Here is a 13,772-nt window from a genome sequence, read left to right on the forward strand (position 1 = left end):
TTCAAATTGATGAGAAATAAATTTATTTACTTCAAAGAAGCAATAGCAGCTTCATAATTAGGTTCTTGTCCGATTTCTGGAACTTGCTCTGTGTAGATTACTTTAGCTTTTTCATCCAACACAACTACAGCTCGGCTTAAAAGTCCTTTTAAAGGAGAATCTGAAAGCGTCACTCCATAATCTTCACCGAAGTTCCCTCTGAAATCTGATAACGTTTCCACATTATTTAAACCTTCTGCTGCACAAAATCTTGACAAAGCAAAAGGCAAATCTCTTGAAACATTGATCACAACTGTATTATCAAGCGTTGAAGCTTCCTCATTGAATTTTCTTGCTGAAGCTGCACAAATTCCTGTATCAATGCTCGGAAAAATATTTAAGACAACTCTTTTCCCAGTATAATCTGCAAGATTTTTTTCAGATAAATCTGAAGATACCATTGTAAATTCCTGAGCATCTTTTCCAACTTCAGGAAGGCTTCCTATTGTATTTATCGGGTTTCCTTTAAACGTAATTGTAGACATAAATTTTATTTTTAAATGTTCCCTCAAATTTAATCAAATCATAAATATTTTCTTTCTGATAAAGGTTAAATAAATCTTAAAATACAGTTTTGTGCAATCGATTTAAATATAGACTAAATCAATTAATAATCATCTTTAAAAATTAAAAAAATCATCTTAACTTTAATCATTCAAAACTCCAAACTATTAAAATACATCATTTATGAATTCAGAAAACGCATCAGTATTCGGACAGATTTTTAAAAGTGAAAACGAAATTCCTGAAGAATTTAAAAGTGAAGAAATTCATCAGAAAGAATATCTTCTCAACGGTGAACTTATCCCCTGGAATGGCGAAACAACGAACATTTATTCTCCGGTTTGCATCCGTACAGAAAACGGTTTAGAGAGAAAACTGCTAGGCAGCATACCAAATATTGGAGTAAAAGAGGCGATGGAAGTCCTTGACGCCTCTGTAAAAGCTTATGATAACGGATTGGGTGAGTGGCCGACCATGTCTGTAGAAAACAGAATAAAATGTATGCAGAAATTTGTGTACCTGATGATTAAACAGCGAGATCTTATAATAAAATTACTGATGTGGGAAATCGGAAAAACTTTACCTGATTCTACAAAAGAATTTGACAGAACCGTAGATTACATCAACCAAACCATTGATGCTCTGAAAGATCTCGACCGTGAATCTTCCCGTTTTCAACAGGCCGAAGGAACAATTGCACAAATCAGAAGAGCACCGCTTGGCGTGGTTTTGAGCATGGGACCATTCAATTATCCTTTAAACGAAATTTTCACAACATTAATTCCTGCTTTGATTATGGGGAATACAATTTTGTTTAAACTTCCTAAACATGGTGTGTTAGCTCATTATCCTTTGCTGAATGCTTTCAAAGAAGCTTTTCCGAAAGGTACAGTGAATACTTTATATGGCAAAGGTTCAGAAATCATCACCCCAATTATGGAAAGCGGAAAAGTAAACGTTCTTGCCTTTATCGGATCAAGTAAAGTAGCCAACGGACTGAAAAAATTACATCCTAAAGTGAATCGTTTGAGGGCAATTTTGAGTTTAGATGCCAAAAATGCAGCGATTGTGACGAAGAATGCAGATTTGGATGTTGCCGTTAGCGAATGTCTTTTGGGAGCATTATCTTTTAACGGACAAAGATGTACCGCTTTAAAATTAATTTTCGTTCAGAAAGAAGTTGCCGAAGAATTTACTCAAAAATTAAGCAAAGCTGTCAGCGAAATGAAGGCCGGTTTGCCTTGGGAAAAAGATGTGAAAATCACTCCGCTTCCCGAAGTTAATAAGCCTGATTATCTGAAAGAATGTCTTGAAGACGCTCAAAATAAAGGTGCAAAAATTTTAAATGAAAATGGTGGTTTCACCGAAGAATCTTTTGTATTTCCTTCGGTCGTTTTTCCGGTAAACTCTGATATGAAACTGTATCATGAAGAACAGTTCGGACCGATAATTCCCGTGATTCCGTTTGAAAATATTGATGAACCGATAGATTATCAAGTCAACGCCTCTCACGGAATGCAGGTGAGTATTTTCAGCGAAGACGCATTGGAAGTTTCAAAACTGATTGATTCTTTCGTCAATCTGGTAAGCCGTGTGAATATCAACTGTCAGTCTCAGCGTGGCCCTGATGTTTTTCCATTTACAGGACGAAAGGACAGTGCGGAAGGAACCTTGTCGGTGTTTGATGCGTTGCGTTCGTTCTCGATTCGCTCATTGGTAGCTACAAAAGCAACAGATTCCAACAAAAATCTTTTGAATACGATTGTGAGAGACCATGATTCTAATTTTTTGAGTACGGATTATTTGTTTTAAAATTAGAATTGAACACAAAGGGCACTAAGATTTTTACCTACGAAATGTTTTTAATGTTCACAGAGCCGTAAATTTGTAAAAGATCACTGAGATAATAAATTAAAATCGCTAAAACTTATACAAGCTTTAGCGGCTCTGTGAAACGAAGAGTTTTATTTTTTTTAAAACTTTGTGAACTTTGTGTTCATCAATCCAACATAATCAAAATCCAAAATAATATGAAATTCAAACAGATCTGGGCAAATTTTGCCGTAGAAAATCTTGAAAAAACTGAAAAATTCTACACAGATTTAGGTTTAAAATTAAATTATTCCGGTGTAAAAACTTCTGACAAACCAAAACTCGTGAGCTTTTTCTTTGGTGAATCTGATTTTGTGATCCACTTTTTCGAAAAAGAACAATTGGAATTTGCAATGAATGGAAAAGTATGCGATACACAAAATGGTAATGAAATTATCTTCTCAATCTCTGCAGAAACTGAGGAAGAAGTGAATGTATGGGCTGTAAAAGTTTCAAACGCAGGAGGAAAAATTCATAAAGAAGCAAAAAGGCAGGATGATGGCTATTATTACTGCGTTTTTGCTGATCCAGACGGACATAAATTTAATGTTTTACTGGTCGAGAAAGGAATGTAAAATTGGAATAAAAAAATTCGGGCGAGCCTTTAGGCTCGCCCGAATCGCTGATATATAAATGTCTAATTTGAAGTTAAAAACCTTCTTAAAATCTCGTTTAATTTATCTGCATGAGTTACATTTAAACCATGCGGCGCCCCTTCAATCACAATAAATTCGCTGTTTGCAATTCCCGTCGCAGCTTGTCTTGCAGAAGTTTCAATAGGAACAATTTGGTCATCGTCACCGTGAACAATCAGTGTTTTTTTGTCAACATTCACCAATTCTGAACGGAAGTCGGTGTCTGCCCAAGCTTCAGCCGTTTTTATTGTTGCCAATGGCGATGCCTGAGAAGAAGTCTGCCAATCGTAGTTTAACTGTGCCTGACTTACTGTTTGAGAAAGCAATCCGTAGTTATAGAAATTTTTGTGGAATGTTTCAAGGAAAGTAACTCTTTCTTTTTTCAGACTTTCTAAAATTCCATTTAAATCTTCCACAGGAACACCTTCAGGATTATCGTTTTTCTGTTTGACCAAAGGAATGATGGATGCAATCAAAGCCACCTTATCAATATTTTCTGAACCGAAATTGGTAAAATATCTTACCACTTCACCTCCACCCATCGAGAAGCCCATCAAAATCACATTTTTGAGCTCAAGTTGTGTAATCAATTCATGTAAATCTGCAGTTAAAGCATTGTAATCATACAATTCTCCAGAAGCACAAGAGTTCCCGAATCCTCTCCTGTCGTAAGTTATCACTCTGTAACCTAAGTCGGTAAGTGCAGGAATCTGAAGTTCCCAGCTTCTGCCGCTCAAAGGCCAACCGTGAATAAGTACAATAGGCTGTCCGGATCCGAAATCTTCGTAGTACAGGTTAAAATCTTTGTCATTTTCTTTTGTGATGTAAGGCATAATTTTGAATATTTTTTAATTTGATGTTGATTAGATTTTAACAAATACTAAGCCATGAAAAATACTGTGGTACGACAGGTTGGATTTATAAAACCCTGCCAGCGTTTTGAACGCTGGCAGGGTTGATACCAGCCGTACAAACAATTTCTAATAAAATCTGTAACATTATTTAATTTTGTACACTAACTTTTCAGAGTTAAATAAACCATGAGCTTCGAAAAAGAATTTTTAGAACGTATCGAAAAACATAAAGGAATCATTTTTAAGATTTCAAAAATGTACATGGATGATTCTGAAGACCGCGCCGATCTTTTTCAGGAAATAACATTCCAGGTTTGGAAGGCTTATCCGAAATTCCGTGGAGAGTCTGAATTTTCAACGTGGCTTTACAGAATTGCTTTAAACACAGCAATTGTGTTTTTAAAATCTGAAAAGAAAAGAAGTTTCATCGGAAATGAAGACTTTTCAAATTATAAAATTGTACAGGATGAATACGACCTTGAAAAAGAGGAAAAACTAAACCATATGTACAAAGCAATTAATCAGCTGAACGCTATCGACAAAGCTTTTATCTTCTATTATCTTGAAGATTTCTCTGGAAAGCAAATTGCCGAACAAATGGGAATTTCTGAGGGAAATGTGAGGGTAAAGATGAACAGAGCCAAAAATAAACTGAAAGAAATTTTGAGTAAATAAGATGGAAGCGGGAAAGTGGAAGTCAGAAGAAAAAATACATCCAGCATCAAACTCCCATCATCAAATCCAATAATTAAAAAAAAAAAAACTATGAATATAGATGACCTAAAAGATACGTGGAACAAAGAAAGCCTTGAAGCCACACCCGAAATCAGCACCGAACAGCGTAAAACCCTGAATCTTCCGCTCGAAAAAATGCGCAAAAGTATGCGTGGGGAATTCTGGTCTACAGTTGGAATATTTGTTTTTGCATTTGTTTTGATGGCATTCAGTCCGGCTCCGTTTAAATTTAATTTTTATGTTAATTTGTTGGTTACCTCAATGATGTTTGTGACTGCTTTTTTCTTCAGTAAGTTTTTCAAACTGTACAAAGAAATGGGAAATCCTGCACTGAATACCTACGACGGACTGAAAGATCTTCTGCATCAGCTTGAACTAAACAAACAATATTATATGTCATTTTACGTAGCATTTGCGCCGTTCATCGTTTGTGAAATGATTATTGTTTTAGAGTTTATCCCAAGACCAGTTCCTCTATCCAATATTCAGATTGCTTCAATATCGATTGGAACTTTAGCTGCAGGTATTTTCGCACTGTTCTTTCTTGGAAAATGGTGGTTTAAAAGATTTTACGGTAAAAACATCGACACTATAAAAAAACTGGTGGATGAATTGAAATAAATCAAAAAAATCGGCAATTCTTGAGGATTGCCGATTTTTTTTAATCTTAATTTTAAACTTGGCTCCAGCCTTAACCTCCTGCTTTCTCCTTCTCAATCTCCGCCTTTATCCAATCCAATTGTGGATCCTGTTTATTTAAAGTGCTTTCGAAAGTATTTAAAATTTCAACATTCGGGGTCACTCCTTTTTTAGTTCCTGTAAAATCAATATTTGGCTGTACTAAAAGCAATCCAATCGGAAGCTGAAGTTTGGAATTTGGAAGGCTTTGGTAGGAATAAAAACCCGCAACCGTGCCGTCATTCGCTCCGCCCGTTTCTTCGCCAACCAAAATCGCACGCTGGTCATTTTTAAGTTTGGAAGTAATAATTGATGAAGCTGAAAAACTTCCACCATTGATTAAAACATAGACTTTTCCGTGAAAAGCAGTCTCTTTAGGCTTGGTTTCCTTACTTTGTTTCATTCGGTAATATGCTTTTCCGTCTTTTCCTTTTTTACCTACCAAAAGCTGTCTTGTAAAAATAATTGGCGAGAAAATCGCTTTGAAAATGTAAGCAATTGGACTGGTTTTTCTGAAATAATTGATTTTAAGTGGACTGTATCTTGACGTCATCTCAGGCTTATTAACCAAAGTGAACGGCTCTTTTGCCAGATACGAATAGAGATTGTTGATTTCAGAAAGTGAGCCACCATAATTTTCCCGCACGTCAATTACTAAATGCGTTGCTTTTTTATCTTTAATTTTCTGAAAAGTTTCCTTATAAAAACGGTCAGAATATGATCTTGAAAAACTCTTCACTTTAATGTAAGCAATCGTGCTGTCCGAATCCAGATATTTTAAACTTCTGTTGTAAGAATCAGTTGCTGCAACATAGTCGTTGGTTCGTTTTTCTGCATTTCCTTTTTTCTGTAATTTATCTTTTTCTTTGTCTTTTTCAGATTTAGATTCCCTTGTGAGATATACCGTTTTAACAACATCTTCATACTTTGTTTCAATTTTTGCACTGTCTAAAAATCCGTTTTCTGCAGAATAATAATTAAAAAAACTATCTTTCAGATAGTATGGATAAAATGTAGAATTATATCCGTCACTCGTCATCAGTTTTCTGTATTTCTGAATATAATTTCCTACCGGAATATCGTTGATTGAAAGAATTTCCGTTCCCGGAAGAATGTTTTCTATGGAATCTTTATTGGCTTTTACAAATAATTTTTGGTTTTCTACGTAATAATCCAGTCTTGTAAACAGGCCTTTTTTGTTTTTCATTCCACGGATTTCTTTGTTGGAATATCTTTTCCCGGGAATTCTCACTGCCAAATGGCCTTCTCTGATCTCAGCAACTACAGGTTGAATTTTAAAATAAAAATCTACCGGAGAAAGTGAATCTGTGATGGTAAGTTTAAGACTGTCAAATTTTTTATTTAAATCTTGCTCAGACACATACCAAAACAAGTTCGGATGCAGCTCTTTCAGTTTTTTGTAAGCATAATCCACATCATCTTTGAGCTCATTTGGAGGCAATTTTGTATCACGCTGACGGTTGTATTTCTGGACAGAATTGCAGGAAAAAATCAAAATCATTAATCCTAATAAGGAGAGTTTTTTCAAGTTAATTTGTTTTAATGATTAAAAGTAAAAAAAGTTTTAGAAATTTAAAGGTATTTTTAAAGGTAATGCGTCTTACAAATCAGGTTTTAAAACCAAAACTCAAATTTAATACACTGAAAATATGTTTTATTTAATAGCAATAATAGCAGTTGCAGCAGGTTTTATATCTTACTTTTTCTCAAGAGATGTTTTTGGAGCAGAAGCTGATGGAAGAAGGAGAGAAAGAATGTTGCTCTCTGAAAATTATAAAAACGGACAGTTTCAAAATCTAAGCGAAACACCACAGCTAGCGGAAGGTGAAAGCATGCCCAAAGTAATGCTCAACTTTCTTTTTGGCAAAAAAAATCCTGATTTGAAGCCAAAAATCAACATTCCACATGTAGAAACAAATTTGAAAAATCTCAATAAAGATGAAAATGTTTTCATCTGGTTTGGGCACTCCTCGTATTTCATACAGCTCAATGGCGTTACTTTTTTGATTGATCCCGTTTTCAGCAAGTTTGGCTCGCCGTTGCCGGTTTTCAACAAAGCTTTTTCCGGAGCCGATTTTTATACGCCGGAAATGATGCCCGAAATCGACTATCTTGTGATTTCTCACGATCATTATGACCATCTCGATTATCCTACAGTAAAAGCTTTAAAGCCGAAAGTTAGACAGGTCATTCTTCCTCTCGGGGTGGGTGCACATCTTGAAAAATGGGGTTATGCTGAAGAACAGCTATTGGAAGAAGACTGGGGCGGAAGTTTTATCTTAAAAAATAATCTTCAAATCACCCTTACACCTGCAAGACATTTTTCTGGAAGAAAATTTAAGCGAAATACGACACTTTGGACATCTTTTGTGCTGGAGAGTTCGGATTTGAAAATATTCTTAGGCGGAGACAGCGGTTATGACACTCATTTTAAAATGATTGGAGAAAAATATGGACCTTTTGATTTTGCGGTTATGGAAAACGGGCAGTACAACGAAGCCTGGAAATATATCCACACGCTTCCTGAAGATTTAATTCAGGCTTCTGATGATCTTAAGGCGAAAAATATCATACCGGTGCATTCTGCAAAATTTGCATTGGCACTTCATCCCTGGTATGAACCGTTACAGAAGATTTCGGCTTTTGGAAAAGAAAAAAATCTCTCCGTACTTACACCAAAAATCGGAGAGATTTTAAATCTTGACAAAGCAAACAAGCCTTTTGAAAAGTGGTGGGAATAGGCTAATCATGCCAGATTCCGTTGTATCTTTTGGGGTGATTTTCGAGCTGTTGTCTTACAAAGTCGCATTCCGGGTCAATCATATAATCTTTTTCTTCGGCAACACGCACGAGCTCATCCAAAAGTAATTTAGCATAACCCTGACCTTCAAGTTCGGGGTTTATTTTTGTATAATACACATCAATCAATCTTCCATCGATGGAAATCGACATGTAACCTACTTTCTCACCGTCTTTAAACATTTGAAGCTCATCCTGATATTCTGATATTTTAAACTGTACATTATTCATAATTTTAATGATTTAGTTAGACTTTACTTTTCAGTTTTGGAAAATTTTTATCGTTTTGTGCTTCTTAAAGTTACAAATTAAAATTAAATGGGTTTTGTTTTTATTAAATTTTAAGATAAAATTATTCATTTTAAAAATTAGAAACATTGATGAATAATTCATAACATATTCTTTTAACAGAGAAAAAAAGTAGAATTTTGTGGGCTGAAAAATTAATGCTGATGCTTACAGAAAAAAACAAATTTATTGCCACAGTTCTGGCTTTTGCGGTGATACCGATGTCTGGTTTGGCGACCGATATTTATTTACCAAGTATGCCGAGTATGGCGAGGGATCTTCATCTTCCTGAAAGCAGCATACAGCTTACACTTTCGCTTTTTCTCATCAGCTATGGAGTAACCCAATTTTTTGCGGGAAGCGTCGTAGATTCTTATGGGAGATACAGAATTACTCTTATTTCTCTTGCGCTTTTTGTATTTTCATTTCTGATAACGGCAAACACGGGAAATATTTATGTGATTTATGCGATGAGAATTCTACAGGGTGTACTTTCCGGATTTGCGGTGGTTGCCAAAAGAGCATTTTTTGTAGATGTTTATGAAGGTGATGAGCGCAAACATTATCTAAGTATTATGACGATTGTCTGGTCTGTAGGTCCGATTATTGCCCCGTTCATCGGTGGTTATCTGCAGAATATTTTCGGATGGGAATCCAATTTTTATGTGCTGGCGGGTTACAGTTTTATCCTTTTTATATCTGAATATTTTTTCTCAGGTGAAACTTTAAAAATAAAGAAAGTTTTAAGTTTAAATCTGCTGAAGAAGGAATATGAAATGATGTTCAGAGCAAAAGATTTCTTCTACGGGATGCTGATGTGCGGTTTGAGTTATTCAATGATTATGTTTTTTAATTTGTGCGGATCGTTTATCATCGAGCACAAAATGGGATATTCTGAAGTGGTTGCAGGATACGTTTCTTTAATTTTAGGATTTGCGTGGATGCTCGGCGGTTTTATTGGTAAAGCTTTAATCAACAAGGCATTTTTACCTAAAATAAGAATTGCCAATTTTTTACAGATCATTTTAATTGGACTGATGATTTTCGCATCGTTTTTTCTGAATACAATCTATAGTCTTGTTGCTTTTGCTTTCGTAATTCACGTAACGGCAGGATTTATTTTCAACAATTATTTCTCTTATTGTATTGGAAGATTTCCGAATTCTGCAGGAATTGCAGGTGGATTAACAGGCGGAATGGCATTCATCATCACTTCTGCAATCAGCTACGGAATTGTGGCTGTTTTAAAACCTGAAATCCAACTTGAAGTTGCTGAAGGCTATCTGGTGATGGGAATTTTGGGGCTCTTGGTTTTAAGTTTGATTAAATTCAGAAAAGCACACAGCTGATTTCTGAGCACAAAAAAAGCTGCCAATCGGCAGCTTTATATTTTTTGTTGATTCTTAGTCTTCCTCTTCTTCGTCGTACTTAGCCAACTCCTCGTCGCACCATTTGAACGCAGCTTCAACTACTTTTGTAGCCTCGTCAGCCATTGATTCTTCATCATCGCCTTCCAAATCATCTAGCCACTCAACTTCCTCTTCTTCAACGTTCAAGATAAATCTTGGATACTCTGTGTGAACCACGAATAAATCTTCAGGAAATTCCGAATTGTCTGCTAATAAAAACTTTGGTAATTTCATTTTTTGTAATGTTTTAACTTTAATCAAAGATAATAAAATTATTGAAACTTATTCTTTCTGAGCTTTATTTTTTCTAAAACTTTATGTTGTGTTAAAGTTGTTTTTTTCAGCGTGTCTTCCGCCCTGGAAGTAAAATCAATATCCGGATTTACAGTACTTATGAGCTCGCCAACCTGTACTTCATCAAGGTTTTCAATATCTTTTACATAAAACAACAGTTTTGTATTTTCAAGTTTTTCCTGTTTCAGAAATCGGGTGATTTCTTTTCGGTTTTCAAGATAATCTCCTTTAGATAACCATGTAAATAAAGCTCCTGAAATTAAACTTAAAAATCCCAACGCATAGGTTTTAATATTAAATATTTCAAATAATTTTTTAAAATAAACCAACCAAATCGGAAAGGTAAATGGAGCTAACAAACGATAATCCAGCGGTGTAATCCAATAAAAATACTGTATAAAATAAGAACAGACAATACCGCAAACACCTATTAATAAAAGAAATTTTTCAGTCTCAGAATGCTTCTTAGAAATGAAAAGATAAAGCATGACCAAAATATTGAGAGCGCCAATTCCGTAAATGGCGACATTAATTTTTCCCCCGCCAGGATCTGCAATATGAATGAAAGGGTTAAAAGAAGTTGCAAGTCCCTGAAAAAATTCCGGAACTAATTTTGAAGTTGGATTGAGCCCGATTTCTAAGGCTTCATTAATATAATTTGAGTTAAAATAATCAATGAATGAAAATTTATATCCGACAATAAAAACAAGACCTATAAATGCTGAAATAATAAAGGTTTTAGCGTAATTTCTCTTCCAGAAAATCAATCCGAAAAGTCCGGTTCCTCCTATAAAAAACAAAGAACTGTATCTGATGTTATATAAAGCAATCAGTGATAGTGAAAGGTAAAAAATAGCTTTTCCGCCAGAAATTTTCCCGTTTATAATCTGATGAGCACAATAAAAAAACAGGAATACGAAAGGCAAAATCAACGCTTCACTCATCGTAAAAGAGAAGATTGAAACAAAACTGAAAATGGATGAGATTAAAACAGTTTCCCTGAAATAAAATTTCTTTTTCCACGCAAAAAATATGATGAAAAGAAACGAAACAATTCCGACAATTTTACTTGCCCAAAATTCATCAGTTCCGAATAATGTAAAGAATTTGATGGATAAAGGATATCCGAGCGGTGTAATCGTGTTATCCACTTCTGGCAAAACGTGGGCAAACCTCATGTATCGGATTGAATCCGGATTCACCCTACCCTTTTCGTTCAGTAAAAAACGCAAAATGGTCATCACTAAAGTAATGATGACCATTGATATCTGAATATTCTTTTCTTTAAAATTCAAGTTTAAAAATTTGAGGTTTGAAATTTGAGGTTTGAGATTGCATCAGTGAAGTTAACATATAACTTTTTCTCATCCGGCACCCAACACCCATCATCCTACTTCTTAGCAAACATCTTCGCTACTTTCTCCGCTTTTTTGCTTTCAGAATAATCATAGAAACCTTCACCTGATTTTACTCCTAACTTACCTGCCATAACCATATTGACCAATAACGGATTTGGTGCGTATTTCGGATTTTTGAAACCGTCGTACATTACATTTAAAATCGCCAGACAAACATCAAGTCCGATAAAATCTGCCAGCTGAAGCGGTCCCATCGGATGAGCCATTCCTAATTTCATTACGGTATCAATTTCCTCAACACCTGCAACGCCGTTGTACAAAGTTTCGATGGATTCGTTGATCATCGGCATTAAGATTCTGTTTGCCACAAAACCGGGATAATCGTTCACCTCAACAGGAACTTTCCCTAAAGTTTTGCTCATTTCGTAGATCGCATCGAAAGTTTCCTTTGAAGTAGAATATCCTTTTATGATTTCCACCAGTTTCATAATCGGAACCGGATTCATAAAATGCATCCCGATTACTTTGTCTGCTCTTTTTGTAGCGGCAGCAATTTTAGTGATAGAAATAGAAGAAGTGTTTGTAGATAAAATGCAGTTTTCAGGTGCAAATTCGTCCATCTGAGCAAAAATTTTCAGTTTCAGATCCTGATTTTCTGTTGCAGCTTCCACTACAAGATCGGCATCGGTTACTGCGTTTTTCAACTCTGTAAAAGTTAAAATATTTCCTAAAGTTTCAGCTTTTTGCTCTTCCGTAAGGTTTCCCTTTGCAATAATTCTGTCAAGATTGGTGGTTATCGTTTTTAAACCTTTATCTAAAGCATCCTGAGAAACATCTACAAGATTTACTTTGAAACCGCTTTGTGCGAAAGTGTGTGCAATCCCATTTCCCATGGTTCCTGCGCCGATAACTACAATGTTTTTGATCATTTTATTTTCTGTTTTGTTAATTCTTTTTTATTTAAAGTAGTGTTGGGTAAAGCTGATAAAGCACTCTTCGAAACCATCGAGGTTCCCATGAAATCTACCGTTCCATCGCTTCCTCCTTTTGAATTATTCTGTGCATTAATCGCAGCTTCAAGACCAGAAATAAATTTTCTTCTGTTTGATTTTGAAAGCGCATCAATTCCCAAAAAAAGTTTGAATTCACCTTCTCTTCCCAAACCGGTCTGCTTATAAATTTCAACGGTTTTGCTTTTATTTTTACCCTGAAATTTCTGGATATAATCACGCACAGGCTTTTCTGAAGGTGGCCCGCAGCAGATGCTGTTGTAGCTGATCTGATAGAAGTTTTCGCTCGTCTGTGCAAAGAAAATTGCAGAAGTGAAAATCCCGAATATTAATAATACTTTTTTCATTTTTGAAGTTTTTAAAATTAAGCTTAAATTTCTATTTATTAAAATAATCCCAGACAACTTTAGAAATATCTGAAATCATTTTACAGTTGACCTCGCTGCTTTCTGTTGAGTTGCTGACGAATACAGCTATTGCATAATGTTTGCCATTGGGTAAAGTGACGATGGCAATCTCGTTTTCAGCACCAGTAAGACCGGCATCATTCTTTCCTGAAGCTCCCGTTTTCCTTGCAACAGGTGTGTTTTTTGGAAGTTGCTCAGTCAATTTATTTTTTCCGGTAGACGTCGAGAACATTACTTTCATCAGATATTTTGTCGATTTTTCAGAAAGAAGTTTTCCGTCGTAGAATTTTTTTAAAGCATCAACCGCGGCGTTTGTGGTAGAATAATTTTTATACTGAACATTCCAGTCTTTGTGCATTTCTGCCTCGCCGGAAATAATCTGAAAATTCTTTACATTCTTAGAATCAAAAAACTGCTGCACTGTTTTTGGTCCGCCCAAAAGTCCGAGCAAGATATCGCAACCGCTGTTATCGCTTTGTGCCACGGTAAGCTCAACAATTTCACTCAAAGGAACTTCTACTCCACCGTTTGGATATTTATCACGCAAAGGCGACCAGGTGTTTTGCATTAAATTATCCTTCGTCAGTAAAACCTTCTGATCGAGAGACAGTTTTCCTTTATCTACAAAATCCAAAATCGCTGCAGCGATGTGAAATTTGAAAACACTCTGCATCGGCAGTTTTTTTTCTGCGTTTTTGCTGTATTTAAAACCATTTTCAAATCCCAAAACAGAAATTCCAACCGTTGCTTTTTTATCTTTTACAATTGAATTTATTTTCTTTTCTAAAACTGATTGCTGTGCATAGAAAAATGCGGAAATCAGGAGGAATAGTAAGCTTATTTTTTTCATTTGAAGTTGAGTTGTTTTT

The 13,772-nt window shown here is 35.3% G+C and carries 15 protein-coding genes; 6 read left to right on the top strand and 9 right to left on the bottom strand.

Translation table 11 applies throughout. The features are described from left to right. Positions 1-26: 26 nt before the first annotated feature. The gene (gene tpx / locus AC2A1G_RS10755; RefSeq protein WP_484046917.1) at positions 27-524 is read right to left on the bottom strand and encodes a thiol peroxidase; all 498 of its coding nucleotides are present in this window, start codon (positions 522-524) and stop codon (positions 27-29) included. Positions 525-726: 202 nt separating this feature from the next. Here tpx and AC2A1G_RS10760 point away from each other — a divergent pair, with 202 nt between their 5' ends. Both AC2A1G_RS10760 and AC2A1G_RS10765 read left to right on the top strand, forming a co-directional pair. Further along, positions 727-2,355, top strand: coding sequence for an NADP-dependent glyceraldehyde-3-phosphate dehydrogenase (locus tag AC2A1G_RS10760; RefSeq protein WP_484046918.1), 1,629 nt, complete (start codon positions 727-729; stop codon positions 2,353-2,355). Between the two features lie 218 nt (positions 2,356-2,573). Further along, entirely contained in the window at positions 2,574-2,990 is a 417-nt protein-coding gene (locus AC2A1G_RS10765) for a VOC family protein (protein ID WP_484046919.1), read from the top strand. Between the two features lie 62 nt (positions 2,991-3,052). Here AC2A1G_RS10765 and AC2A1G_RS10770 read toward each other — a convergent pair whose 3' ends face one another. Beyond that, the gene (locus tag AC2A1G_RS10770) at positions 3,053-3,883 is read right to left on the bottom strand and encodes an alpha/beta fold hydrolase (protein WP_484046920.1); all 831 of its coding nucleotides are present in this window, start codon (positions 3,881-3,883) and stop codon (positions 3,053-3,055) included. A 207-nt stretch (positions 3,884-4,090) separates the two neighbouring features. Between AC2A1G_RS10770 and AC2A1G_RS10775 the strand changes: the two genes are divergently transcribed. Further along, a complete protein-coding gene (locus tag AC2A1G_RS10775; RefSeq protein ID WP_484046921.1) occupies positions 4,091-4,579 on the top strand; it encodes an RNA polymerase sigma factor in 489 nt (162 codons plus the stop codon). Between the two features lie 90 nt (positions 4,580-4,669). Next, a complete protein-coding gene (locus AC2A1G_RS10780) occupies positions 4,670-5,260 on the top strand; it encodes a hypothetical protein (protein ID WP_484046922.1) in 591 nt (196 codons plus the stop codon). 70 nt (positions 5,261-5,330) lie between these two features. Here the strand turns inward: AC2A1G_RS10780 and AC2A1G_RS10785 are convergent, their stop codons facing one another. Next, entirely contained in the window at positions 5,331-6,866 is a 1,536-nt protein-coding gene (locus AC2A1G_RS10785) for a S41 family peptidase (RefSeq protein ID WP_484046923.1), read from the bottom strand. Positions 6,867-6,987: 121 nt separating this feature from the next. On the opposite strand from AC2A1G_RS10785, the gene AC2A1G_RS10790 reads away from it, so the two are divergent. Further along, the gene (locus tag AC2A1G_RS10790; RefSeq protein WP_484046924.1) at positions 6,988-8,079 is read left to right on the top strand and encodes an MBL fold metallo-hydrolase; all 1,092 of its coding nucleotides are present in this window, start codon (positions 6,988-6,990) and stop codon (positions 8,077-8,079) included. A gap of 1 nt (position 8,080) precedes the next feature. Here the strand turns inward: AC2A1G_RS10790 and AC2A1G_RS10795 are convergent, their stop codons facing one another. Then, positions 8,081-8,368 (bottom strand): GNAT family N-acetyltransferase, encoded by a 288-nt coding sequence (locus AC2A1G_RS10795; protein WP_484046925.1) that lies wholly within the window; start codon positions 8,366-8,368, stop codon positions 8,081-8,083. A 221-nt stretch (positions 8,369-8,589) separates the two neighbouring features. Here AC2A1G_RS10795 and AC2A1G_RS10800 point away from each other — a divergent pair, with 221 nt between their 5' ends. Beyond that, a complete protein-coding gene (locus AC2A1G_RS10800) occupies positions 8,590-9,774 on the top strand; it encodes an MFS transporter (protein ID WP_484046926.1) in 1,185 nt (394 codons plus the stop codon). 54 nt (positions 9,775-9,828) lie between these two features. On the opposite strand, the gene AC2A1G_RS10805 is transcribed toward AC2A1G_RS10800, so the two are convergent. The 5 genes from AC2A1G_RS10805 to bla-A all read right to left on the bottom strand — a co-directional run bounded on the left by AC2A1G_RS10805 (position 9,829) and on the right by bla-A (position 13,753). Further along, complete coding sequence (locus tag AC2A1G_RS10805; protein WP_056032111.1) at positions 9,829-10,068, bottom strand: hypothetical protein; 240 nt, start codon at positions 10,066-10,068, stop codon at positions 9,829-9,831. A gap of 38 nt (positions 10,069-10,106) precedes the next feature. Next, positions 10,107-11,423: a hypothetical protein gene (locus AC2A1G_RS10810; protein ID WP_484046927.1), complete on the bottom strand. Its 1,317-nt coding sequence runs from the start codon at positions 11,421-11,423 to the stop codon at positions 10,107-10,109. Positions 11,424-11,518: 95 nt separating this feature from the next. Then, positions 11,519-12,412 (bottom strand): 3-hydroxybutyryl-CoA dehydrogenase, encoded by an 894-nt coding sequence (locus tag AC2A1G_RS10815; protein ID WP_484047245.1) that lies wholly within the window; start codon positions 12,410-12,412, stop codon positions 11,519-11,521. Next, complete coding sequence (locus AC2A1G_RS10820; RefSeq protein ID WP_484046928.1) at positions 12,412-12,843, bottom strand: hypothetical protein; 432 nt, start codon at positions 12,841-12,843, stop codon at positions 12,412-12,414. Before AC2A1G_RS10820 ends, AC2A1G_RS10815 begins: the two co-directional genes overlap by 1 nt. A gap of 31 nt (positions 12,844-12,874) precedes the next feature. Further along, positions 12,875-13,753, bottom strand: coding sequence for a CGA/CIA family class A beta-lactamase (gene bla-A, locus AC2A1G_RS10825; RefSeq protein WP_484046929.1), 879 nt, complete (start codon positions 13,751-13,753; stop codon positions 12,875-12,877). Positions 13,754-13,772 lie beyond the last annotated feature (19 nt).

The sequence above is a fragment of the Chryseobacterium sp. HNCC26DJ240 genome (assembly GCF_057180485.1).

What these genes read in the sequence shown, in the direction of transcription:
- AC2A1G_RS10775 (WP_484046921.1), top strand. Translation starts at nt 4,091, where the DNA reads ATGAGCTTCGAAAAAGAATTTTTAGAACGTATCGAAAAACATAAAGGA.
- AC2A1G_RS10800 (WP_484046926.1), top strand. Translation starts at nt 8,590, where the DNA reads ATGCTTACAGAAAAAAACAAATTTATTGCCACAGTTCTGGCTTTTGCG.
- AC2A1G_RS10765 (WP_484046919.1), top strand. Translation starts at nt 2,574, where the DNA reads ATGAAATTCAAACAGATCTGGGCAAATTTTGCCGTAGAAAATCTTGAA.
- AC2A1G_RS10790 (WP_484046924.1), top strand. Translation starts at nt 6,988, where the DNA reads ATGTTTTATTTAATAGCAATAATAGCAGTTGCAGCAGGTTTTATATCT.
- AC2A1G_RS10805 (WP_056032111.1), bottom strand. Translation starts at nt 10,068, where the DNA reads ATGAAATTACCAAAGTTTTTATTAGCAGACAATTCGGAATTTCCTGAA.
- AC2A1G_RS10780 (WP_484046922.1), top strand. Translation starts at nt 4,670, where the DNA reads ATGAATATAGATGACCTAAAAGATACGTGGAACAAAGAAAGCCTTGAA.
- bla-A (WP_484046929.1), bottom strand. Translation starts at nt 13,753, where the DNA reads ATGAAAAAAATAAGCTTACTATTCCTCCTGATTTCCGCATTTTTCTAT.
- AC2A1G_RS10770 (WP_484046920.1), bottom strand. Translation starts at nt 3,883, where the DNA reads ATGCCTTACATCACAAAAGAAAATGACAAAGATTTTAACCTGTACTAC.
- AC2A1G_RS10795 (WP_484046925.1), bottom strand. Translation starts at nt 8,368, where the DNA reads ATGAATAATGTACAGTTTAAAATATCAGAATATCAGGATGAGCTTCAA.
- AC2A1G_RS10760 (WP_484046918.1), top strand. Translation starts at nt 727, where the DNA reads ATGAATTCAGAAAACGCATCAGTATTCGGACAGATTTTTAAAAGTGAA.
- tpx (WP_484046917.1), bottom strand. Translation starts at nt 524, where the DNA reads ATGTCTACAATTACGTTTAAAGGAAACCCGATAAATACAATAGGAAGC.
- AC2A1G_RS10820 (WP_484046928.1), bottom strand. Translation starts at nt 12,843, where the DNA reads ATGAAAAAAGTATTATTAATATTCGGGATTTTCACTTCTGCAATTTTC.